General features: G+C 66.5%; 17 protein-coding genes and 1 other RNA gene. 12 read left to right on the top strand and 6 right to left on the bottom strand.

All coding sequences use genetic code 11. The annotated features are described in order from the left end of the window. Positions 1-7 precede the first annotated feature (7 nt). From LGM71_RS00605 to LGM71_RS00615, 3 genes are read left to right on the top strand one after another with little or no spacing between them, the layout of a single operon-like run. Positions 8-748, top strand: a complete 741-nt coding sequence (locus LGM71_RS00605; RefSeq protein ID WP_124624852.1) for an amino acid ABC transporter permease — start codon at positions 8-10, stop codon at positions 746-748. Continuing rightward, positions 748-1,425 (top strand): glutamate/aspartate ABC transporter permease GltK, encoded by a 678-nt coding sequence (gene gltK / locus LGM71_RS00610; protein WP_059684027.1) that lies wholly within the window; start codon positions 748-750, stop codon positions 1,423-1,425. Before LGM71_RS00605 ends, gltK begins: the two co-directional genes overlap by 1 nt. Continuing rightward, positions 1,422-2,147, top strand: a complete 726-nt coding sequence (locus tag LGM71_RS00615) for an amino acid ABC transporter ATP-binding protein (protein ID WP_059608246.1) — start codon at positions 1,422-1,424, stop codon at positions 2,145-2,147. The genes gltK and LGM71_RS00615 overlap by 4 nt, the downstream gene beginning before the upstream one ends. Before the next feature lie 110 nt (positions 2,148-2,257). On the opposite strand, the gene LGM71_RS00620 is transcribed toward LGM71_RS00615, so the two are convergent. Together LGM71_RS00620 and LGM71_RS00625 are read right to left on the bottom strand one after the other, a co-directional pair. Next, positions 2,258-7,501 (bottom strand): autotransporter outer membrane beta-barrel domain-containing protein, encoded by a 5,244-nt coding sequence (locus LGM71_RS00620; protein ID WP_226113511.1) that lies wholly within the window; start codon positions 7,499-7,501, stop codon positions 2,258-2,260. Between the two features lie 597 nt (positions 7,502-8,098). After that, positions 8,099-9,016: a class II glutamine amidotransferase gene (locus LGM71_RS00625; RefSeq protein ID WP_226113513.1), complete on the bottom strand. Its 918-nt coding sequence runs from the start codon at positions 9,014-9,016 to the stop codon at positions 8,099-8,101. A 201-nt stretch (positions 9,017-9,217) separates the two neighbouring features. On the opposite strand from LGM71_RS00625, the gene pyrC reads away from it, so the two are divergent. The 3 genes from pyrC (at position 9,218) to rnpB (ending at position 11,581) form a co-directional block, all read left to right on the top strand. Beyond that, positions 9,218-10,282 (top strand): dihydroorotase, encoded by a 1,065-nt coding sequence (gene pyrC, locus LGM71_RS00630; protein ID WP_059681214.1) that lies wholly within the window; start codon positions 9,218-9,220, stop codon positions 10,280-10,282. After that, positions 10,279-11,157 carry a DUF3025 domain-containing protein gene (locus tag LGM71_RS00635; protein WP_226113515.1) on the top strand — a complete coding sequence of 293 codons (879 nt, stop codon included), beginning with the start codon at positions 10,279-10,281 and terminating at the stop codon, positions 11,155-11,157. The genes pyrC and LGM71_RS00635 overlap by 4 nt, the downstream gene beginning before the upstream one ends. Before the next feature lie 12 nt (positions 11,158-11,169). After that, an RNA gene (gene rnpB, locus LGM71_RS00640) (RNase P RNA component class A) lies at positions 11,170-11,581 on the top strand. A gap of 70 nt (positions 11,582-11,651) precedes the next feature. On the opposite strand, the gene LGM71_RS00645 is transcribed toward rnpB, so the two are convergent. Continuing rightward, positions 11,652-12,116 carry an OsmC family protein gene (locus LGM71_RS00645; RefSeq protein ID WP_124902710.1) on the bottom strand — a complete coding sequence of 155 codons (465 nt, stop codon included), beginning with the start codon at positions 12,114-12,116 and terminating at the stop codon, positions 11,652-11,654. Between the two features lie 432 nt (positions 12,117-12,548). Next, on the bottom strand, positions 12,549-12,854 hold the full coding sequence (locus LGM71_RS00650; protein WP_226113517.1) for a DUF1090 family protein: 306 nt from the start codon (positions 12,852-12,854) through the stop codon (positions 12,549-12,551). Positions 12,855-13,166: 312 nt separating this feature from the next. Between LGM71_RS00650 and rplM the strand changes: the two genes are divergently transcribed. From rplM to erpA, 3 genes are all read left to right on the top strand, one after another. After that, positions 13,167-13,595, top strand: coding sequence for a 50S ribosomal protein L13 (gene rplM / locus LGM71_RS00655; RefSeq protein ID WP_009687896.1), 429 nt, complete (start codon positions 13,167-13,169; stop codon positions 13,593-13,595). Positions 13,596-13,606: 11 nt separating this feature from the next. Beyond that, the gene (rpsI, locus tag LGM71_RS00660; protein WP_011883283.1) at positions 13,607-13,999 is read left to right on the top strand and encodes a 30S ribosomal protein S9; all 393 of its coding nucleotides are present in this window, start codon (positions 13,607-13,609) and stop codon (positions 13,997-13,999) included. A gap of 207 nt (positions 14,000-14,206) precedes the next feature. After that, the gene (gene erpA, locus LGM71_RS00665; protein ID WP_006751888.1) at positions 14,207-14,578 is read left to right on the top strand and encodes an iron-sulfur cluster insertion protein ErpA; all 372 of its coding nucleotides are present in this window, start codon (positions 14,207-14,209) and stop codon (positions 14,576-14,578) included. Between the two features lie 128 nt (positions 14,579-14,706). On the opposite strand, the gene LGM71_RS00670 is transcribed toward erpA, so the two are convergent. Further along, on the bottom strand, positions 14,707-15,855 hold the full coding sequence (locus tag LGM71_RS00670; protein WP_059608252.1) for an anhydro-N-acetylmuramic acid kinase: 1,149 nt from the start codon (positions 15,853-15,855) through the stop codon (positions 14,707-14,709). Between the two features lie 142 nt (positions 15,856-15,997). Between LGM71_RS00670 and tyrS the strand changes: the two genes are divergently transcribed. Genes tyrS through LGM71_RS00685 form a run of 3 tightly spaced genes read left to right on the top strand, consistent with a single transcriptional unit; the run spans position 15,998 to position 18,380 of the window. After that, the gene (gene tyrS, locus LGM71_RS00675; RefSeq protein WP_059608253.1) at positions 15,998-17,239 is read left to right on the top strand and encodes a tyrosine--tRNA ligase; all 1,242 of its coding nucleotides are present in this window, start codon (positions 15,998-16,000) and stop codon (positions 17,237-17,239) included. Continuing rightward, entirely contained in the window at positions 17,236-17,694 is a 459-nt protein-coding gene (dtd, locus tag LGM71_RS00680) for a D-aminoacyl-tRNA deacylase (RefSeq protein ID WP_006751891.1), read from the top strand. Before tyrS ends, dtd begins: the two co-directional genes overlap by 4 nt. Positions 17,695-17,717: 23 nt before the next feature. Next, a complete protein-coding gene (locus LGM71_RS00685) occupies positions 17,718-18,380 on the top strand; it encodes a histidine phosphatase family protein (protein ID WP_226113525.1) in 663 nt (220 codons plus the stop codon). A gap of 146 nt (positions 18,381-18,526) precedes the next feature. Here LGM71_RS00685 and LGM71_RS00690 read toward each other — a convergent pair whose 3' ends face one another. Then, positions 18,527-19,480 (bottom strand): oxygenase MpaB family protein, encoded by a 954-nt coding sequence (locus tag LGM71_RS00690; RefSeq protein ID WP_226113534.1) that lies wholly within the window; start codon positions 19,478-19,480, stop codon positions 18,527-18,529. Positions 19,481-19,496 lie beyond the last annotated feature (16 nt).

The following is a 19,496-nucleotide window of genomic DNA, read 5'->3' on the forward strand; positions in this document are numbered from 1 at the left end:
CTTGCCCATGTCTTACCACTGGAACTGGGGCATCTTCCTGAGCCCCGTCTCGACCGGCGAGCCGACGACTTACTTCGGATGGCTGATGTCCGGATTCTGGGTGACGATCGAGGTGTCGCTCGTCGCCTGGGTCGTCGCGCTGATCGTCGGTTCGCTGTTCGGCGTGCTGCGCACGGTGCCGAACAAATGGCTGTCCGCGATCGGCACCGTGTACGTGTCGATCTTCCGGAACATCCCGCTGATCGTGCAGTTCTTCGTCTGGTACCTCGTCGTGCCCGAATTGCTGCCCGCGTCGATCGGCACCTGGATCAAGCAGTTGCCGCCCGGCACGCAGTTCTTCACCGCGTCGATCGTCTGTCTGGGCCTGTTCACGGGCGCGCGCGTGTGCGAACAGGTGCGCTCGGGGATCAACGCGCTGCCGAAGGGCCAGCGCGCCGCCGGCCTCGCGATGGGCTTCACGCAATGGCAGACGTACCGCTACGTGCTGCTGCCGGTTGCATACCGGATCATCGTGCCGCCGCTCACGTCCGAGTTCCTGAACATCTTCAAGAACTCCGCGGTCGCGTCGACGATCGGCCTGCTCGACTTGTCCGCGCAGGCCCGCCAGCTCGTCGACTACACCGCGCAGACCTACGAGTCGTTCATCGCGGTGACGCTTGCGTATGTGCTCATCAACCTCGTCGTGATGGCGTTCATGCGCTGGATCGAAGGCCGCACGCGGCTGCCCGGCTACATCGGAGGCAAGTGATGCATCAGTTCGACTGGAGTAGTATTCCCGGCGCGATACCGACGCTGTGGACGGGGGCGATCGTCACGTTCAAGATCACGCTGATCGCGATCGTCATCGGCATCGTCTGGGGCACGCTGCTGGCGCTGATGCGGCTGTCCGGCGTGAAGCCGCTCGAGTGGTTCGCAAAGGCATACGTGACGGTGTTCCGCTCCATCCCGCTCGTGATGGTGCTGCTGTGGTTCTTCCTGATCGTGCCGCAGGTGCTGCAGGGCGTGCTCGGGCTGTCGCCGACGATCGACATCCGGCTCGCGTCGGCGATGGTCGCGTTCTCGCTGTTCGAAGCCGCGTATTATTCCGAGATCATCCGCGCCGGCATCCAGTCGGTGCCGCGCGGGCAGGTGAACGCCGCGTTCGCGCTCGGCATGAACTACGCGCAGGCCATGCGCCTCGTGATCCTGCCGCAGGCGTTCCGCGCGATGGTGCCGCTGCTGCTCACGCAGGCGATCGTCCTGTTCCAGGATACGTCGCTCGTGTACGTGATCAGTCTCGCGGACTTCTTCCGCACGGCCGCCAACATCGGCGACCGCGACGGCACGACCGTCGAGATGGTCCTGTTCGCCGGCGCATGCTATTTCGTGATTTGCTCGTTGGCGTCTGTTCTCGTCAAGGGTCTCCAGAAAAAGGTCACACGATGATTTCCATCAAGAACGTTTCCAAGTGGTACGGCCAGTTTCAGGTTCTCACCGACTGCACGACCGAGGTCAAGAAAGGCGAAGTGGTCGTCGTGTGCGGCCCGTCGGGCTCCGGCAAGTCGACGCTGATCAAGACCGTCAACGGCCTCGAGCCGTTCCAGCAGGGCGAGATCCTCGTGAACGGCCAGTCGGTCGGCGACAAGAAGACGAACCTGTCGAAGCTGCGCTCGAAGGTCGGGATGGTGTTCCAGCACTTCGAGCTGTTCCCGCATCTGTCGATCACCGAGAACCTGACGCTTGCGCAGGTCAAGGTGCTCGGCCGCGGCAAGGACGAAGCGACCGACAAGGGCATGAAGCTGCTCGATCGCGTCGGCCTGAAGGCGCATGCGCACAAGTTTCCGGGCCAGCTGTCGGGTGGCCAGCAGCAGCGGGTCGCGATCGCGCGCGCGCTGTCGATGGACCCGATCGCGATGCTGTTCGACGAGCCGACGTCCGCGCTCGATCCCGAGATGATCAACGAGGTGCTCGACGTGATGGTCGAGCTCGCGCAGGAAGGGATGACGATGATGGTCGTGACGCACGAGATGGGCTTCGCGAAGAAGGTCGCCCATCGCGTGATCTTCATGGACAAGGGCGCGATCGTCGAGGACGACCGCAAGGACGATTTCTTCTCGAATCCGAAGTCGGATCGCGCGAAGGACTTCCTCGCGAAAATCCTGCACTGAGCGCTCGTGCGCGCGGAATGCGCAAACCGCCCGGCCGAACGCCGGGCGGTTTTTTTTCGCCTGCCGTCCGTCGCCCGCCGCTGGCGACGAACGGATTCCGGCGCGCGGCGTTACCAGCTGTAGCGGTAGCCAACCTGCCCGGTGACGCCGCGCCGGTAATCGCCGCCGATGTTGCGCGCATATTTCACGTTCGCGTACAACTCGCCCGACTTGCCGAAGCCCGCGGTCACGCCAAGGCCGAGCTCGTACCACGTGCGGCCCAGGTGCGTCGCGAACGGCGTGCCGCCGACGACGGTCTGGCCCGGCGACAGGAAGTCGTGCAGCACGTCGGCCGTGAAGTACGGCGTCGCGGCGCCGCCACCCGCGTTCGCGTCGAGGTTCGGCCGGAAGATGCGCACGCCGACGCGTCCGCGCAACGCATTGGTCGTCGTGCCCGACACGGCCGACACATTGTCGTCGAACCCGTTCAGCTTCAGGTACTGGTACATCAGCTGCGCCTGCGGCTCGACCGCGATCGGCGTGCCGCCGATCCCGAACGGCTTGCCGACCTCCTGCGACAGTGCGATGCCGAAGCCGTTCTGCGATGCCTCGTTGCCGTAGCTGTCGCGATAGCGGTTGCCGTAGTGCGTGACCTGGCCGACGCTGTCGAAGTAGGTGCCGTCGGACAGGTAGCGCGTCCAGTAGCCGCCGACGCTCTGCGCGTGCATCTCGACCGAGCCTGTCGACGTCGACAGGCCCGCTGCATCGGCGCGTGCCATGTCGCTGAAGCTCGCGTTCGCGACGCCGATGCTCGCCGTCACGCCCGCATGCGTGCTGCCGCCGCCGGGCGCCTGGTCGAGCGTCCAGTCCTTGCCGAACTGCGCGAAGAACGTGCGCTCGTCGGCCGCGAAGCGTCCCGCGTTCGCATCGAGGCTCTGTCCGCCGATGCGGCCCCACACACCGTCGCGGTTGCCCGACGCCTGCTTCTCGAGGTTGTAGATGTCGCCGACGCGCTCGTGCAGCTTGCCGAGCGTCGAGAAGCCGTAGTCCGCGTTCAGCAGCGGCGTCATCGCATAGCCCGCGACGCCCGGACGGTACGCGAGATTGCCGCCGCCTTTGATGACGTTCGGGCCGACCGGATCGCCCGGGTCCGTCGGGTCCGTCGGGTCGAGTTGCGAGCGCAGATACCAGCCGTTCGCATCGCTCTGTCCGCCTCGGTAGAGCCGGTATTCGTATGCGCCGGCCTGCACCGGGCCCGCGAGATGGAACGCCGATGCGGAGGTCGTGCCGCCGTTGGTCGTGACGACCACCGGAATCCCTTCGCCCGTCGTCTGCGCGCCGGTGCCGGCCGTGTTCGCGATCTTCAGCCCCGTCGTGCCGGTCGCGGCACCGCCGTTCACGATCAGCCGGTCGGTCGGCGAGGCATCGGCGCCGAGATAGGTGTTCAGCGCGATCGTGCCGCCGTTGCCGACGTAACTGCCGGTCGTCAGCGTCCGGTAGCTGCCTGCCGCCGTCGGCGCGCCGGACGGCGCGGCGAATGCAACCAGACCCGCGTTGTTCAGGCTGCTCAGCACGGAGCTGCCGGTCATGTGCCACGTGCTCGTGCCGTCCACGGTGAGCGCGACCGGATCGATCTTGCCGGTGAGGGTCGTGCCGTTCGTCAGGAACACGTTGCCGGTGCTCGACGCGTCCGACACGATGTCGCCGGCGAGATTCACGGCCGATGCGTTGAAGGTCGCGGTGCTCCCGTTCGCGAGGTCCAGCAGTGTGCCGTTGCCGGCCGTCACGACGGTGCCGTTGCGCACCGCGATATCGACCGTGCCGCCGCGCGCCGCGAACGCCGGCCCGGCGACGGACGCGACGCTGCCGCCGTCGACGAGCACTGCGCTCGTCGCGCCGGTCGCGAGCGTGTCGGTGCTCAGCACGCCGGCCGTCGCGCCCTTGAGCGTCGTGCCGGTCAGCGCGAGCACGCCGCCGCCGTCGACCGTCGCGCCGTTGCCGGCCGCGCTCGCGATCGACGAACCCGTGTCGCCGATGCGGCCGCCGTTCCGTACGACGAGGCCGTCGGCTGCCGTGCCCGCCGTGGAGACCTTCGCGCCCGACAGCAGTGCGATCGCGCCGCTGCCCGCGACGATCGCGTGCGCGCCGGCACCCGTCGTCGTGACGGTCGTGCCGTCGGCCGCGAGCATCGAATCCGCGCCCGTCACGAAGAGGCCGCGCGCGTCGTCGCCGGCGGTGCGCACGACGGTCGCCGCATCGGTCGCGATGCGCGCGCCGGCGCCCGTCGACGACAGTCCGTCGGCGCCGGCGTCGGTCGTGCCGATCTGCGTGCCTGACAGCGCGATCGTCGTGTTCGAGCCGAGGTTGTCGATGCCCTTGCCCATGCCGCCCACCGCGATCGACGTCGCGCCGGCTGCGATCCCGCCGCCCGACACGGTCGAGTCGATCAGCACGCCGTCGGCGCTGCCGTTCGCGACGACGGTGCCCGCGCCCGACAGGGCGACCGACGCGCCGGTACCCGTCAGGTGAACGCCGGCGATGCCGTCGTCCGCCTCGATCGTGCCCGCGTTGGCGAGCGTTGCCGACGCGCCCTGCACGAGCGCGCCGGTGCCGTTCGATACGCGGATCGCCGACGCGTTGTTCACCGTGCCGAGCGTGCCGACGACAACCCCCGTCGAGCCGGGGCCGGTCAGCAGCACCGTATTGCGGTTCTCGAGCGTGCCGAGGTTTTGCGCGACGAAGCCGGTCACGCCGGCAGTCGACGACGCGACCGCGGCGTTGTTGGTCAGCGTCGTCGCGACTGGCGTTCCGGCGTTCGCTCCGGTAAGGGCGTGTGCCTGGCCGTCGACGGTCCCCGCGATCGCGCCGGCCGCATTCAGGTCGATGGTCGCGCCCGAGTCGATCGTGCCCGTCGCGCCGCCTTCGACTGCGACCGCGATGCCGTCCGCGCCGTTGACGTTGTAGGTGGCGTGTCCCGTGGACAGCGTCGTGCCGGCACCCGTGGCAAGCACGCCGCGCGCGCGCTGGCCGTTCACGTCGGTCGTCAGCGTGCCGGCCGCCGACGCGCCCGTATAGGCCGCGCCGCCCGCGATGCGGAACAGCGTCGAATCGTCGGTATCGACGCTCAGGTGCTGCGCGGCGACGTTGATCTTCGAGCCGGCGCCGTATGCGTAGAAACCGATCTGGTTCGTGCCCGACATGAAGGCGGGCACGGCGTTGGCGTCGACGTTGATCGTCGCGCCCGAGCGCGCGTGGACGCCGATCGCGCCGTTGCCGGTCAGGTTGAGCGCGCCGTCGACCGTGGCCTTCGCGCGCGGCCCTTCGGCCCACACGCCATAGTTGCGCGTGTCCGACGCCGGATCGAGCCCGCCGGCCACGTTGATCGTGCCGGTCGACGTCGCGGCCGTCGCGGTCGAACCGGTGCCGACCACCATGATGCCGATGCCGTTCACGCCGTTCAGCGTGATCGTGCCCGTGTTGGTCACGGTCGCGGCCGTATTGGCCGCGAGCATGCCGACGTTGGCGAACGGCGTGCCGGGTGCCGCACCGTTCACGATGATCGTGCCCGCGTTGCGCAGCGTGCCGGACGACGAACCGATACTCGCCATCCCGGCGCCGTTTTGCGTCTGCGAGCCGATCACGATCGAGCCGAGGTTGCTGGCGGTGCCCGATGCGCCGAGCAGGATCCCGTAGGAATGCGCGGACAGCGCGACGTCGTTCGCCGCTGCCCCCGGTCCGTATTGGGCCGCACGGCCGAGATATATCGTGCCGCCGGCCGCGTTCGTGAAGGCGCCGCCGGCCGCGAAGCCGCCGATCACCTGGCTGTCGAGCGTCGTCGCGTTGACGCCGACGTTGATCGTGCCGGCGTTCGACGCGTTCGCACCGTTCGTCACGGCCACCGCGTAGTTCTGCAGGTCGGGGCGGTTGCCGTCGAGCGTCCATGCGCCGACGTTCATCACGCCATTGTTGACGAACGAGGTGCCCGTGCCGCTTGCGTACACGCCGTTGCCCTCGGTGTACGCGTGGAAGCCGAAGTTGTCGGGCGGCGCGCTGCTGCTCGTGTCGAAATTGTCGCCGGACGCGTAGCCGGACGAGATCGTGCCGTTGTTGACGCCGCTTGCGCCGCTCAGCAGGCGCACCAGCGTGAAGTCGCCCGACAGGCGGCCGTCGTTGACGAAGTGCGCGCCGTTTTCCGCGAGGACGGCCGAGCTCGAAGCGATCGTGTTGGTGCCGCGGAAGTCGATCTGGCCGTCCTTGCCGATCTGCAGCGTTGCATTCGCGCCGGTGCCGTGCATTGCCGACAGGTGATCGATCGGCAGCGTGTTCTTGTCGCCCGAGGATACGTTGTTCTGATACTGGAAGGTTTGCTGCGAGAACGTGACGGCCTGGCCGAACGCGCTGTCGTAGGCGGCCTGCGAGCCGAGCGCGCCGCTTTGTACCGAACGCACGAGAAAGTCGTTGTACGCGGCGAGCGACGCGGCGTCGGTGACGGTCCACGTGCTGCCGTCGAATGCGGTGAAGGTGCCCGCGTAGGCCGGGACGTCGACCTGGAGATTGCCAACGGCACCGCCGCTCGCGAGATAGTCGCCGGTGCCGAGCCAGACCTGGTTGCGCGAATTCCAGTTGACGACGCTTTTTGCCGTGCCGGTGCCGTCCGCGAAGGTCAGGTCGGTCTGCTTCGGCGCGATCGAGATCGCGTTGCCGGCCGCGTCTGGCGCGTTCGCGGGATTGCCGATCGACACGTTCAACGTGCCGCCGGTGTTGTCGACGGTGCCGATCCGCAGGTTCACGTACTGGTTCCCGTTCACGTCATGGTAGACGGGCACCTCGGTCGAGCCGGCCGTCGACGCGGCGAATGCGGACGAGTTGTACGTGGCGATCGACGTATGGGTGCCCGTAATCGTGTCGGGCGTGCTGACGCTCTGCGTCTTGCCGCCGAGCGACAGCAGCGGCTGGTTCGGGTTGCCCGACACGATGGACGTATTGCCGATCGGCGTGAGCGTATAGCCGGGGTCGCCGGCGGCACCCGTCCATGCACCCGTCACGCCGACCGTGTCGCCGCCCGACACGGTCGTGGCGCCGGCCAGGTTGTCGTTGACGGTCGGGCTGACGCTGCCGAGCGCGCAACTGCCGCCGCTTGCGACCGCCGAACCGTTACCGCAGGTCGATGCGTACGCGGAGCCGGCCGACAGCGCGGCCAGCGCGGCACCGAGCGCGGCGACGCGTAGCGGCGAGCGGCGGATCGCCGTGCGGCCGTCACGGCGGCTTGCGGCCGATTGGCTACCCGAACGCTTGCCGCGCGCCCGGGCCGTTTCCGCAACCGCGACCCAGCAGCCGGCGGCTTCGCTCCATATCGATCGAAATGAGTGATTCACGACAAGCCCCTCTTTCTTCTTTTGAAGTGGTATTCGCCGTATGCGGCGAATGCGCATTCCACGGTGATGTGTGTTTCGAATGGACGTGCGGCAGCCGTGGCTGCGTCGAGTGCCAATCAGGATTCGTTACACCGAAGATGGAGCGAGTCTACTAATCGACGGGATGGTCGATTTTCAAAAAATCAAGATATGTGGGGATGGTAACGGTATGGGGTGGTATTTCTGGATTGTGTGATTAATCGAACTGAAAGCCTTGGTGGGGAAGGATTTGGTGGGCCTTCCTATGGGCCGGGAGGAATCGCCAGGTCGGTGGGATAACGCACAATCAGTGTTGGGTTCGTGCTTTAAACTGCGGCTTCCGGATTATCCGTTTTAGGCCGCTTTTATCTTGTTTTTTTGTTGGTTAATTATTTTCTCTCGAAAATTAATAAAATAAAAGCGGATGTTGTATGGCGATGATCGTGTGCATCCAATGGCGATCTGAATGAAATGCGAAACGTCGCCGGGCGGAGACTTTCACTGCCGGTGATCGCCGGGTCGTGACGCGCGCGCACAAGCGGAAGGCGGGAAGGGCGGGCGCCCGACGGCGCGGCGCGCTCAGTAGTCGATCGGGTCGTCGGCGTCGTCCGCGGTGCCGGCCGCCAGCGCCTCGCGCTGCACACCGCCGCACGGGGCGGACGCCGATGCGTCGAGCGCCGGGTTGCGCAGCTTCTCGAGCACGCGCTCGGGCACCGGAATCTGCATCCGCGCGGTGACGTCGCCGCACTGGAACATGATCAGCTCGCCCGGTTCGAACGAGGTCCAGATTTCGTTGTCGGTCAGCGGCTGCGTGGCGATCACCGCGACGCGATCCTCGGGCGTCGTGTATTTCGCAAAGTCGATTGACAGGTCTTCGTCGACCAGATGCGCGGTCGAGAACGGCCAGCGCCGCACGATGTAGTGCAGCCGCGTCGAGCAGTGCGCAAAGAGCGCCTGGCCGTTCGACATCAGGAAGTTGAACACGCCGTGATCGGTGATGTCGCGCGTCAGCTCGCCGACGCGCTCGAACAGCTCCGGCAACGGCGGCTGCGCGCCGGGGAACGCTTCGCGCAGCCCCTGCATCAGTACGCAGAACGCCTTCTCGCTGTCGGTCGTGCCGACCGGATGGTAGACGCTGCCGTCGAGATCGGGTTCGTAGTCCTGCAGATCGCCGTTATGCGCGAAGATCCAGTGCCGCCCCCACAGCTCGCGCATGAACGGGTGGCTGTTCTCGAGCAGGATGTGACCCTGTGTGGCCTTGCGGATGTGCGCGATCGTGTTCTTGGACTTGATCGGGTAGCGCTTCACCATTTCGGCGATCGGCGACGTGGCCGACGCCTGCTGGTCGATGAACAGGCGACACGCCTTGTCCTCGAAGAACGCGATCCCCCAGCCGTCGGCATGGTGATCGGTGAGGCCGCCCCGGGCCGCGAAACCTGTGAAGGAGAATGTGACGTCCGTCGGCGCGGCGCAGTTCATTCCTAGGAGTTGGCACATTTTACTTGGGGCGGGGGCGGAAGCTGGGTAACCAACCGGGTGAACCCCGGTACAATGTGGCTTCTAGCATATCACCGAGCCTTGAGCGGTAAAAAGCGGATTCCGCCAGCCGAAGGCCTCGTGTTGCGGTTTGCCGTCAGTCGGCCCGCGCACGCGCGTTCCGGCCCCGCAGATCGCCAGCCCGTTCCTACAACGCCTCCTATGACTGCCTCGAACGCTTCCTCTCCGGCGACGCTCACGCTCGCCCGTCCCGACGACCTGCACCTGCACCTGCGCGACGGCGACATGCTGGCCGCGGTGCTGCCGCACACGGCGCGCCAGTTCGCCCGCGCGATCGTCATGCCGAACCTGAAGCCGCCCGTCACGACCACCGCGCAGGCGCAGGCGTATCGCGAGCGAATCCTGGCCGCGCTGCCGGCGGGCATGGCGTTCGAGCCGCTGATGACGCTGTACCTGACCGACAACACGGCGCCCGACGAAATCATCCGCGCGCGCGACAGCGGCTTCGTGCATGGCGTGAAGCTGTATCCGGCCGGCGCGACGACGAACTCCGACCATGGCGTCAGCGATCTGGCGAAGTGCGCGAAGACGCTCGAGGTCATGCAGGAAACCGGCATGCCGCTGCTCGTGCACGGCGAGGTGACCGATCCGGCGATCGACATGTTCGATCGCGAGAAGGTGTTCATCGACCGCGTGATGACGCCGCTGCGGCGCGATTTCCCTGGCCTGAAGGTCGTGTTCGAGCACATCACGACGAAGGACGCGGCCGACTACGTGCGCGACGCCGACGCTGCGCCGGGCCTGCTCGGCGCGACGATCACGCCGCAGCACATGCTGTACAGCCGCAACGCGCTGTTCGTCGGCGGGATTCGCCCGCATTACTACTGCCTGCCGGTGCTGAAGCGCGAAACGCACCGCGTCGCGCTCGTCGAAGCCGCGACGTCGGGCAACCCGCGCTTCTTCCTCGGCACCGACAGCGCGCCGCACGCGCGCGACGCGAAGGAAACCGCATGCGGGTGCGCGGGCTGCTACACGGCACTGCACGCGCTCGAGCTGTATGCGGAAGCGTTCGACCAGGCCGGCGCGCTCGACAAGCTGGAGAATTTCGCGAGCCGCTTCGGCGCCGATTTCTACGGGCTGCCGCACAGCACCGAGACGATCACGCTGCGCCGCGAGACCTGGGAACTGCCGCGCGAGGTCTTCGCGGGCGATACGCCGGTCGTGCCGCTGCGCGCCGGCGAGACGATCGGCTGGAAGTTCGCGTGAGCGGCACGCCGCCGCGCGGGGCCGGCCTGACGGCCGGCGGCGAGGCGGCGGTATTCGCGCAGATCGACTGGTCAGCGCCGTGGCTCGCGCCTTACGCGGCGCCCGGTCGTGCGCTGCAGGCGGCTGCGCTCACGGGCGAGACCGCGCTGCTCGATGCGTTGAACGGTGCGCTCTGCGGTGGTACGCGGGCGAGCGGCCGCGGCCGGCCGCTGCGCTTCGTGCCGCAGGCGGAGCTGCCGCCAGGCATCGCATACGAAACGCATATCGCCGACACGGGCGGCGTCCCGACCCGTCACAATCTTCATGACTTCTTCAATGCGCTCGTCTGGTTCGCGTATCCGCGCACCAAGGCCGCGCTGAACGCACGCCAGGCCGCGGCGATCGACGCCGCGGGCGGCGTCGGCCCCGTGCGCGGCACGCTGCGCGATGCGCTCACGCTGTTCGACGAGAACGCCGCGCTGTTCGTGACGTCCGACCGTGCGCTCGCCGACGCGCTGCGCGGCTTCAACTGGCAACTGCTGCTGGTGGCGGCGCGCGACGCGTGGGGCACGCGCTGCGAGGCGCGGCTCGTCGGCCATGCGCTGCTCGAGAAGCTCGTCACGCCGTACAAGTCCTGCACCGCGCACACGTGGATCGTCGAAGTGAGCGACGACTATTTCTCGTGGCCCGACGCGCAGCGTGCCGCGCATGTCGATGAGCGGATCGCCGGTGAATTCGCGACCCGTGACCTGACGAGCCGTGACTTCGCGCCGCTCCCGGTGCTCGGCGTGCCGGGCTGGTGTCACGCGAATGCCGCGCCCGCGTTCTACGACGACCCGGCGGTTTTCCGCAGCGGCCGCCGTTCGCACGCTGCCGGCGGCGGCGCGCAGTGCTAGAATGCGCGTCGCAAAGCAGGCTAGGCAGTCGCGGCCTCGCCGCCTTCGGGCAGGCGAGGGCGAGGAAAGTCCGGACTCCACAGGGCAGGGTGATGGCTAACGGCCATCCGTGGCGACACGCGGAACAGGGCAACAGAAAGCAAACCGCCGATGGCCCGGCGCAAGCCGGGATCAGGTAAGGGTGAAACGGTGCGGTAAGAGCGCACCGCGGCGACGGCGACGTCCGCCGGCACGGTAACCTCCACCCGGAGCAATTCCAAGTAGGCAGGCGCGCATTTTCGGATGCAGGACGGGGCCCCCGTCTCGTCTGCGGGTAGGAAGCTTGAGCGCGTCAGCAATGGCGCGTCTAGAGGAATGGCTGCCACGCGCTGTGCGCTTCGGCGTACAGCGTGCACAGAATCCGGCTTATCGGCCTGCTTTGCCGCTCGAATGCGAAAGGGCCGGCGCTCCGTCAGGAGCGCCGGCCCTTTTTTTCATGCGTGGCTGCCGGGCGTTCAGGCCGCGACGATGTCGAACGAATGCGTGAGCTCGGCCGTCTTCGCGATCATGATCGACGCGGAGCAGTACTTGTCGTGTGACAGGTTGATCGCGCGCTCGACCGTCGCCGGGTTCAGGTTGCGGCCTGTGACGGTGAAGTGGAAGTGGACCTTCGTGAACACCTTCGGATCTTCGCTCGCGCGCTCGGCCTTCAGCGTGACCGAGCAGCCGGTGACTTCCTGGCGGCTCTTCTTCAGGATCAGCACGACGTCGTACGCGGTGCAGCCGCCGGTGCCGAGCAGCACCATTTCCATCGGGCGCGGCGCGAGATTATGGCCGCCACCTTCCGGTGCGCCGTCCATCGCGACGAGGTGCCCGCTTCCGGTCTGGGCGGAAAACGCCATGCCGTCCTGACCCATCCAGCTTACTTTGCATTCCATGCTTGCACTCCAGCGTTGCCTGATTCGGATTCGATCACGCATTGTAGCCCGCGGTGCAATAGTCGGCTGATGCGCTGCACGACGCGCAACGTCGCGCCGCCGCACGCGGCGCCTGGCGGGGCGCCAAACGCCGATTTCCCGGCTGGTTTTAGGGGTATTACTCTAGATGCGCCGGATTTCCGGTTGCATTATTTTCCACAATCTATTGATTTTAAAGGGGAAAATCCGCTGTGCCGTGAAATTCTCCATATTTCGCATCATGGTGTGAGATTTCGTAATGCAAATTTTCTTGTGATGTCGGCGGTGCGTTCGTATAATGAGCCTCATTGGTTGTCGCGCTGCGGCAACCTCCGCATGTCTCCTCCACCCTCCTCCTAAGGTGGATTAAGCCCGAACCAGCCGTTCGGGCTTTTTTTCGTTCCGTGCAAGCATCGGCGCGCAGTTTGCGCGCTCCGATGCCTGTCGTTGACACCGTTACGCGGGCCGCCGTGCGACTGCCTGCGATGCCGCGCCGGTTGGCGTGTCGGTCGAACCGGCGGCAGTCGGCGGGACCTGCGCGGCCGATGCGTGTCCATGACCGCGCGCGCAGAAGTGGCGTACGCGTTCGCGTACCGCGCGCAGGCGGGCGATGCGATCTTCGGCATGGGCGCCGCGAGCGTCGGCGATACGGGCGTCGAGTGCGTCGAGCTTGGCCTCGCAGCCGGCCCTGGCGGCGACGGCGGGCGCGGCGGCGGCCAGCAGCGCGGCCGCGAGAAGGGGCGTAAGTCGTTGTTTCATCATGCTTGTTTGTTGTTTTTCCGTTGTCGGCCGGTCTGGCGCGGCAAGGCCAGGTACCGCGCGTCGATGGGTGCCTCCCCGGGCGCTCGGTTCGCCTGGTATATCGGGGCACGACCGGATTTTGGCCCATTTCGGGCGCCGCCGGCACGGGACGCGGATTCTTTTTGACCGCGCTGCCGCATTTCCTTTATAATTCAGGGCTTTTCCGCATTCATGCCCACGGAAAAAGAACAGGGAGAGCCTGCACCGCGCCTCGAAGCGCACACAGACAAGCAGGAAGAACACATCGGGCAAAGCATTTTTTTTGGATCGATCATGAAGACGTTTTCCGCAAAAGCCCATGAGGTGACGCGTGAATGGTACGTGATTGACGCGACGGATAAGGTTCTCGGCCGTGTTGCCAGCGAAGTGGCACGCCGTCTGCGCGGCAAGCACAAGCCTGAGTTCACCCCGCACGTCGACACTGGTGATTTCATCATCATCATCAACGCAAGCAAGTTGAAGGTCACGGGCAACAAGACTCTGGACAAGAAGTACTACCGTCACTCGGGCTACCCGGGCGGTATCTATGAAACGACGTTCGGCAAGATGCAAGAACGCTTCCCGGGCCGTGCGCTCGAGAAGGCGGTCAAGGGCATGCTGCCGAAGGGCCCGCTCGGCTACGCGATGATCAAGAAGCTGAAGGTCTACGCTGAAGCGACGCATCCGCACTCGGCTCAACAGCCGAAAGCGCTCGAGATCTAAGGGGAGCCCACATGATCGGTAACTGGAACTACGGTACGGGCCGCCGCAAGAGCGCAGTCGCACGTGTCTTCATCAAGGCTGGCAAGGGCGACATCATCGTCAACGGCAAGCCCATCGCTGACTACTTCTCGCGCGAAACGTCGCTGATGATCGTGCGTCAACCGCTGGAACTCACGAACCACGGCCAGACGTTCGACATCAAGGTGAACGTCAATGGCGGCGGCGAAACGGGTCAGGCAGGCGCAGTGCGCCACGGCATCACCCGCGCGCTGATCGACTACGATGCGACGCTGAAGCCGTCGCTGTCGAACGCAGGCTTCGTCACGCGCGATGCACGTGAAGTCGAGCGTAAGAAGGTTGGTCTGCGCAAGGCACGCCGCGCAAAGCAGTTCTCGAAGCGTTAATTCCGCTTCATGGCCGCGCCGCTTCCGGGCGGCGTCCGCCGGAAAAACCGCCAGTTTTCGCGCTGGCGGTTTTTTTATGCCCGCGCGGCGGTGCCCCGCGGGCGGTTTCCTTTACGGAAATCAACAAGAACCTATTGATTTCATGGACATCAGCACGATCTTCTGATCGGCCCTACAATAGCGGCTAAAGCTTTTTGGAGAGTTCGCATGAACGCTGTTACCGAATCCGCAGCAACGACCGCCGAAATGCCGGTACCGTTCGTCTTCACTGACGCCGCGGCCGACAAGGTCAAGCAACTGATCGACGAAGAGGGCAATCCCGACCTGAAGCTGCGCGTATTCGTGCAGGGCGGCGGCTGCTCGGGCTTCCAGTATGGCTTCACGTTCGACGAGGAAGTCAACGAGGACGACACCGTGATGAACAAGAACGGCGTCCAGCTCCTGATCGACTCAATGAGCTACCAGTACCTGGTCGGCGCCGAGATCGACTACAAGGACGACCTCAACGGCGCCCAGTTCGTGATCAAGAACCCGAACGCCACGACCACCTGCGGGTGCGGCTCGTCGTTCTCGGTCTGAGCGCACGACGGAACCTGTCCGGATCGCCGGAATGAAAAACGGGGCTTCATGCCCCGTTTTTTGTGCCCATGCGCGGTGCGAACCGCCAAACCGAGTGGCCTGCGTGTCATCGCATCCCGGGCCTTCCATCAGCGCGGATAAAGCGCGCCTAGTACGCGCGCGTCCGCGGCACCCGTCACGCTCGCGAGGTTGCCGGGCTGGCGCGCGGTGAAGCGATACGCGAGCCACGCGAACGCGAGCGCTTCGACCTGTTGCGGCGGCACGCCGAGCGCAGCAGTCGTATCCACCGTTGCCGGCACGCCAGCCTCGCGCAGTGCATCCGCGAGCGCGGCGAGCAGCACCGGATTGCGGGCGCCGCCGCCGCAGACGAACACGGCCCTGCAATCCGTCGCATGCTGCGCGACTTCGCGGGCGACCGAGACGGCGGTGAGCGCCGTCAGCGTCGCCTGCACGTGTTCCGGCGCAACCTGCGCGAACGCGGCGAGCTTCGCGTCGAGCCACGCGGGGTTGAACAGGTCGCGGCCGGTGCTTTTCGGCGGCAGCGCGGCGAAGTAAGGCTCGTCGAGCAGCGCGTCGAGCAGCGGTGCGTGCACGGTGCCGCGCGCGGCGAACTTGCCGCCGTCGTCGTACGGCTTGCCGAGGTGGCGCGTCGCCCATGCGTCGAGCAGCGCGTTCGCGGGCCCACAGTCGAAGCCGCGCACGTCGCCGCCATCACCGGGCAGGATCGTGATGTTGCTGATGCCGCCGAGGTTGCAGACGACCCGCGTCTCGCCCGGCGCGCCGAACATCGTCGCATGGAACGCAGGCGCGAGCGGCGCGCCGTGGCCGCCGGCCGCGACGTCGCGGCTCCGGAAATCGGCGATCACGTCGATATGGGCAAGCTCCGCGAGCAGCGCCGGATTGTTGAGCTGGCGCGTGTAGCCGCGCTCGGGACGGTGCCGGACCGTCTGGCCATGCACGCCGATCGCGCGGATCTCGTCGCGCGACAGGCCGGCGGTGCGCTGCAACTCGTGACAGCACACCGCGTAGCGCGCGACGAGCGCGTTCGCCGCGACCGATTCGCGGTCGATCTCGTTGTCGCCGGGCTGCTGCAGCGCGAACAGCGCGTCGCGCAGCGATTGCGCGAAGCCGACGAACGCTTCCGCGAGCACGACCGGCGCGCGGCCGGTCTCGAAACGCACGGCGACGCCGTCGACGCCGTCCATGCTGGTTCCCGACATCAGTCCGAAGTAGATGCCGTCGGCCGGATGGGCGGGTTGCGGATGTCGTTGCGGCACGTTGGATTCTCCTGGATCGAGCGACGCGGGCCTGTGCCACGCGCCTTGCGCCCGATTATCCGCGCAACCTGACGCATCGTTAAGCGATGCACGCGCAAGTTATGGGAAAATCCCTGTCTTTGCGACATTCTTCCTGGCACCGATGAGCACCGAACCCAGTTCCAAGCCTGTTTTCCCGATTACCGACGAAGTCCGCCATGCGCTCGCCGTCACGAAGCGCGGCGTCGACGAACTGCTGATCGAGGAAGAGTTCGCGCAGAAGCTCGCGCGCAGCGCGGCTACCGGCACGCCGCTGCGCATCAAGCTCGGCCTTGATCCGACCGCGCCCGACATCCACATCGGCCATACGGTCGTGCTGAACAAGATGCGTCAGCTGCAGGATCTCGGCCACACCGTGATCTTCCTGATCGGTGATTTCACGTCGCTGATCGGCGACCCGTCGGGCCGCAATGCGACGCGTCCGCCGCTCACGCGCGAACAGATCGAGTCGAACGCGAAGACCTACTTCGAACAGGCCGCGCTCGTGCTCGACCGCGAAAAGACCGAAATTCGCTACAACAGCGAATGGTCGATGCCGCTCGGCGCGGACGGGATGATCAAGCTCGCGTCGCGCTACACGGTCGCGCGGATCCTCGAGCGCGAGGACTTCACGAAGCGCTTCCAGAGCGGCGTGCCGATCTCGATCCACGAATTCCTGTACCCGCTGATGCAGGGTTACGACTCGGTCGCGCTGAACGCCGACCTCGAGCTCGGCGGCACCGACCAGAAGTTCAACCTGCTCGTCGGCCGCGAACTGCAGAAGCAGTACGGCCAGGAACAGCAGTGCATCCTGACGATGCCGCTGCTCGAAGGCCTCGACGGTGTCGAGAAGATGTCGAAGTCGAAGGGCAACTACGTCGGCATCAGCGAGAAGCCGACCGACATGTTCGGCAAGCTGATGAGCATCTCGGACACGCTGATGTGGCGTTACTTCGAACTGCTGTCGTTCCGCAGCCTCGACGAAATCGCCGGTTTCAAGCGCGACGCCGAAGGCGGCCGCAATCCGCGCGACTTCAAGGTGCTGCTCGCGCAGGAAATCGTCGCGCGCTTCCACTCGCAGGCCGACGCCGAGCGTGCGCTCGAAGATTTCAATCACCGCGCGAAGGGCGGTGTGCCGGACGACATCCCGTCGGTCACGCTCGCGGGCGCGCCGCTCGCGATCGGTCAGCTGCTGAAGCAGGCGGGCCTCGTGCCGTCGACGAGCGAAGCGCTGCGCAACATCGAGCAAGGCGGTGTGAAGATCGACGGTGCGACGGTGTCCGACAAGGGCCTGAAGGTCGAGGCCGGCGAGTTCGTCGTCCAGGTCGGCAAGCGCCGCTTCGCGCGCGTCACGCTGACAGCATGATCGCGCTGATCCAGCGCGTGAAGCGCGCCGACGTGCGCGTCGGCGACCGCACAACGGGCGAGATCGGCGCAGGGCTGCTCGCGCTCGTCTGCGCGGAGCGCGGCGACACCGAGGCCGCCGCTGACAAGCTGCTCGCGAAGCTGCTCGGCTATCGCGTATTCAGCGACGCGGCCGGCAAGATGAACCTGCCGGTGTCGAACATCGATGGCGCGGGCGGCGCCGGCGGCCTGCTGCTCGTGTCGCAGTTCACGCTCGCCGCCGATACCAATAGCGGGCTGCGGCCGAGCTTCACGCCGGCTGCGCCGCCCGACGAAGGCGCGCGCCTGTTCGACTATTTCGTCGCGGCCGCGCGCGAGCGTCATCCGGTCGTCGAGACGGGCGAATTCGGCGCCGACATGCAGGTGTCGCTCGTCAACGACGGTCCCGTGACGTTCTGGCTGCAAGTGCGGCCCTGATTCCTTCCCCGAGACGCGCCGCGATGACCACCACGCAGATTCTCTTCATTCGCCATGGCGAGACGGCCTGGAACCGCATCAAGCGCATTCAGGGCCATATCGATATCCCGCTCGCCGACACGGGGCTTGCGCAGGCGCAGCGGCTGGCCGTCCGGCTCGCGCGGGAAGCGCATGAAGGGCAGCGGATCGACGCGATCTATTCGAGCGACCTGATGCGCGCGCAGCAGACCGCGCAACCCTTTGCCGATGCGCTTGGGCTGCCGCTGCGGTTGCAAGAAGGGTTGCGCGAACGCGCGTACGGCGTGTTCCAGGGGCATGACAGCACCGAGATCGAGACGCTGTTTCCGGATGCCTACGCCGCGTGGCAGACGCGCGACCCGGGTTTCGCGCCCGACGGCGGCGAGTCGCAGCGCGCGTTCTATCATCGCGTGCTGCATGCGCTCGAGCCGATCGTCGCCGCGCATCAGGGCGGGCGCATCGCATGCGTCGCGCACGGCGGCGTGCTTGATTGCGTGTATCGCTTTGCAAACGGTCTCGACCTGTCGGCGCCGCGCAGCTATCAGTTGCTCAACACCAGCATCAACGTCGTCGATTACGTCGATGGCCGTGCGCAAGTCGTGCAATGGGCCGACGTGTCGCATCTGGATACCGCGAGCGACGACGACGGGTATCGCAAGGTACTTTGATGCGGTCATGCCGGCCACGCCGGCGCGACCGGCCGGCGCAGCGTGTCGAATTCCCCTTTCGTGTGCTTCTTCCCGCCATGGATCGCATCGGCGCGGCGGTCACGGGAATTTGCCGGCAAATTGAAATGATCCGAAGAAACGGATCGTCAGGCGTGCGGGGTACCGTCGGGCGGTGTCGCGGTTGCGCGGCGGCGTGCGCGTTTCGACGCGCCGTTGACGAGCGCCCAGCGCAGCACGGGGGCGACCGCCCTGACACCGGGCCGGACCACCGCGCGTCGCAGCGGCGCGAACGTCGACACGCCGAGCATGCGCTGCGCCCAGTTCGGCAGCAGGTCTATGCCCGCATGCATGATCAGTGACGCAGCCGGCCGCAGCGCGGGCGTAGAGACCGGCACATTCAGCAGGATGTGCATGACGTCGAAGGTGCGTGGCCCCGCTTCGAGTTCGGGCCGCAGGCGCGCGAAATAGGCCGCGACTTCCGCACGCGAACGGGGAACATCCCGGGCGCCGAGCAACTCGGCGATCAACGCCGTCTCAGCGTAGTAGCCGTCCTGCTGTTCGCCCGACAGCGACGGATTCACATAGCGCAAATGTGCGGCGAGGAAGCTCGATACTTCCGCGACATGCACCCAGGTCAGCAACGCCGGATCGTCGGCTCGGTACGGCCTGCCGTCGGGCGCGGTACCCGATACGCGCGCGTGGATCGTTTTTACGCGCTCGATCAGCGCGAGTGCGTCCGCGCCGCTGCCGAACGTCGTGCCCGTGATGAACGTGGCGGTGCGCCGCAAGCGGCCGAGGATGTCGGTGCGAAACGACGAGTGATCCCAGACGCCCGCCAGCGCGAGCGGATGGAGCGCCTGCAGCAGCAGCGCGGCAATGCCGCCCGTCATCATCGACGTGAAATCGGCATGCACGCGCCAGCAGATGGCGTCGGGGCCGAACAGCCCCGGGTCTCCGGGGGGCGACGACAGATCGATCGACGGACCGCCGCCACCTGTCGTCAGGTGCGTGACGCCGGCCACGAGCCGCTTGCGGATCGGTTCGATCCAACGCGGGCCCGGCGTCGGCGTGGCGGGGTGCGGGCTGGGCGGCGTGGTCATGGCAGGCGCGGCGCGG

Source organism: Burkholderia sp. AU33545, assembly GCF_020419685.1.
Lineage (GTDB): Bacteria > Pseudomonadota > Gammaproteobacteria > Burkholderiales > Burkholderiaceae > Burkholderia > Burkholderia diffusa.

What these genes read in the sequence shown, in the direction of transcription:
- rplM (WP_009687896.1), top strand. Translation starts at nt 13,167, where the DNA reads ATGAAGACGTTTTCCGCAAAAGCCCATGAGGTGACGCGTGAATGGTAC.
- tyrS (WP_059608253.1), top strand. Translation starts at nt 15,998, where the DNA reads ATGAGCACCGAACCCAGTTCCAAGCCTGTTTTCCCGATTACCGACGAA.
- erpA (WP_006751888.1), top strand. Translation starts at nt 14,207, where the DNA reads ATGAACGCTGTTACCGAATCCGCAGCAACGACCGCCGAAATGCCGGTA.
- LGM71_RS00605 (WP_124624852.1), top strand. Translation starts at nt 8, where the DNA reads ATGTCTTACCACTGGAACTGGGGCATCTTCCTGAGCCCCGTCTCGACC.
- LGM71_RS00685 (WP_226113525.1), top strand. Translation starts at nt 17,718, where the DNA reads ATGACCACCACGCAGATTCTCTTCATTCGCCATGGCGAGACGGCCTGG.
- LGM71_RS00690 (WP_226113534.1), bottom strand. Translation starts at nt 19,480, where the DNA reads ATGACCACGCCGCCCAGCCCGCACCCCGCCACGCCGACGCCGGGCCCG.
- pyrC (WP_059681214.1), top strand. Translation starts at nt 9,218, where the DNA reads ATGACTGCCTCGAACGCTTCCTCTCCGGCGACGCTCACGCTCGCCCGT.
- rpsI (WP_011883283.1), top strand. Translation starts at nt 13,607, where the DNA reads ATGATCGGTAACTGGAACTACGGTACGGGCCGCCGCAAGAGCGCAGTC.
- LGM71_RS00625 (WP_226113513.1), bottom strand. Translation starts at nt 9,016, where the DNA reads ATGTGCCAACTCCTAGGAATGAACTGCGCCGCGCCGACGGACGTCACA.
- dtd (WP_006751891.1), top strand. Translation starts at nt 17,236, where the DNA reads ATGATCGCGCTGATCCAGCGCGTGAAGCGCGCCGACGTGCGCGTCGGC.
- LGM71_RS00650 (WP_226113517.1), bottom strand. Translation starts at nt 12,854, where the DNA reads ATGATGAAACAACGACTTACGCCCCTTCTCGCGGCCGCGCTGCTGGCC.
- LGM71_RS00645 (WP_124902710.1), bottom strand. Translation starts at nt 12,116, where the DNA reads ATGCGTGATCGAATCCGAATCAGGCAACGCTGGAGTGCAAGCATGGAA.
- gltK (WP_059684027.1), top strand. Translation starts at nt 748, where the DNA reads ATGCATCAGTTCGACTGGAGTAGTATTCCCGGCGCGATACCGACGCTG.
- LGM71_RS00615 (WP_059608246.1), top strand. Translation starts at nt 1,422, where the DNA reads ATGATTTCCATCAAGAACGTTTCCAAGTGGTACGGCCAGTTTCAGGTT.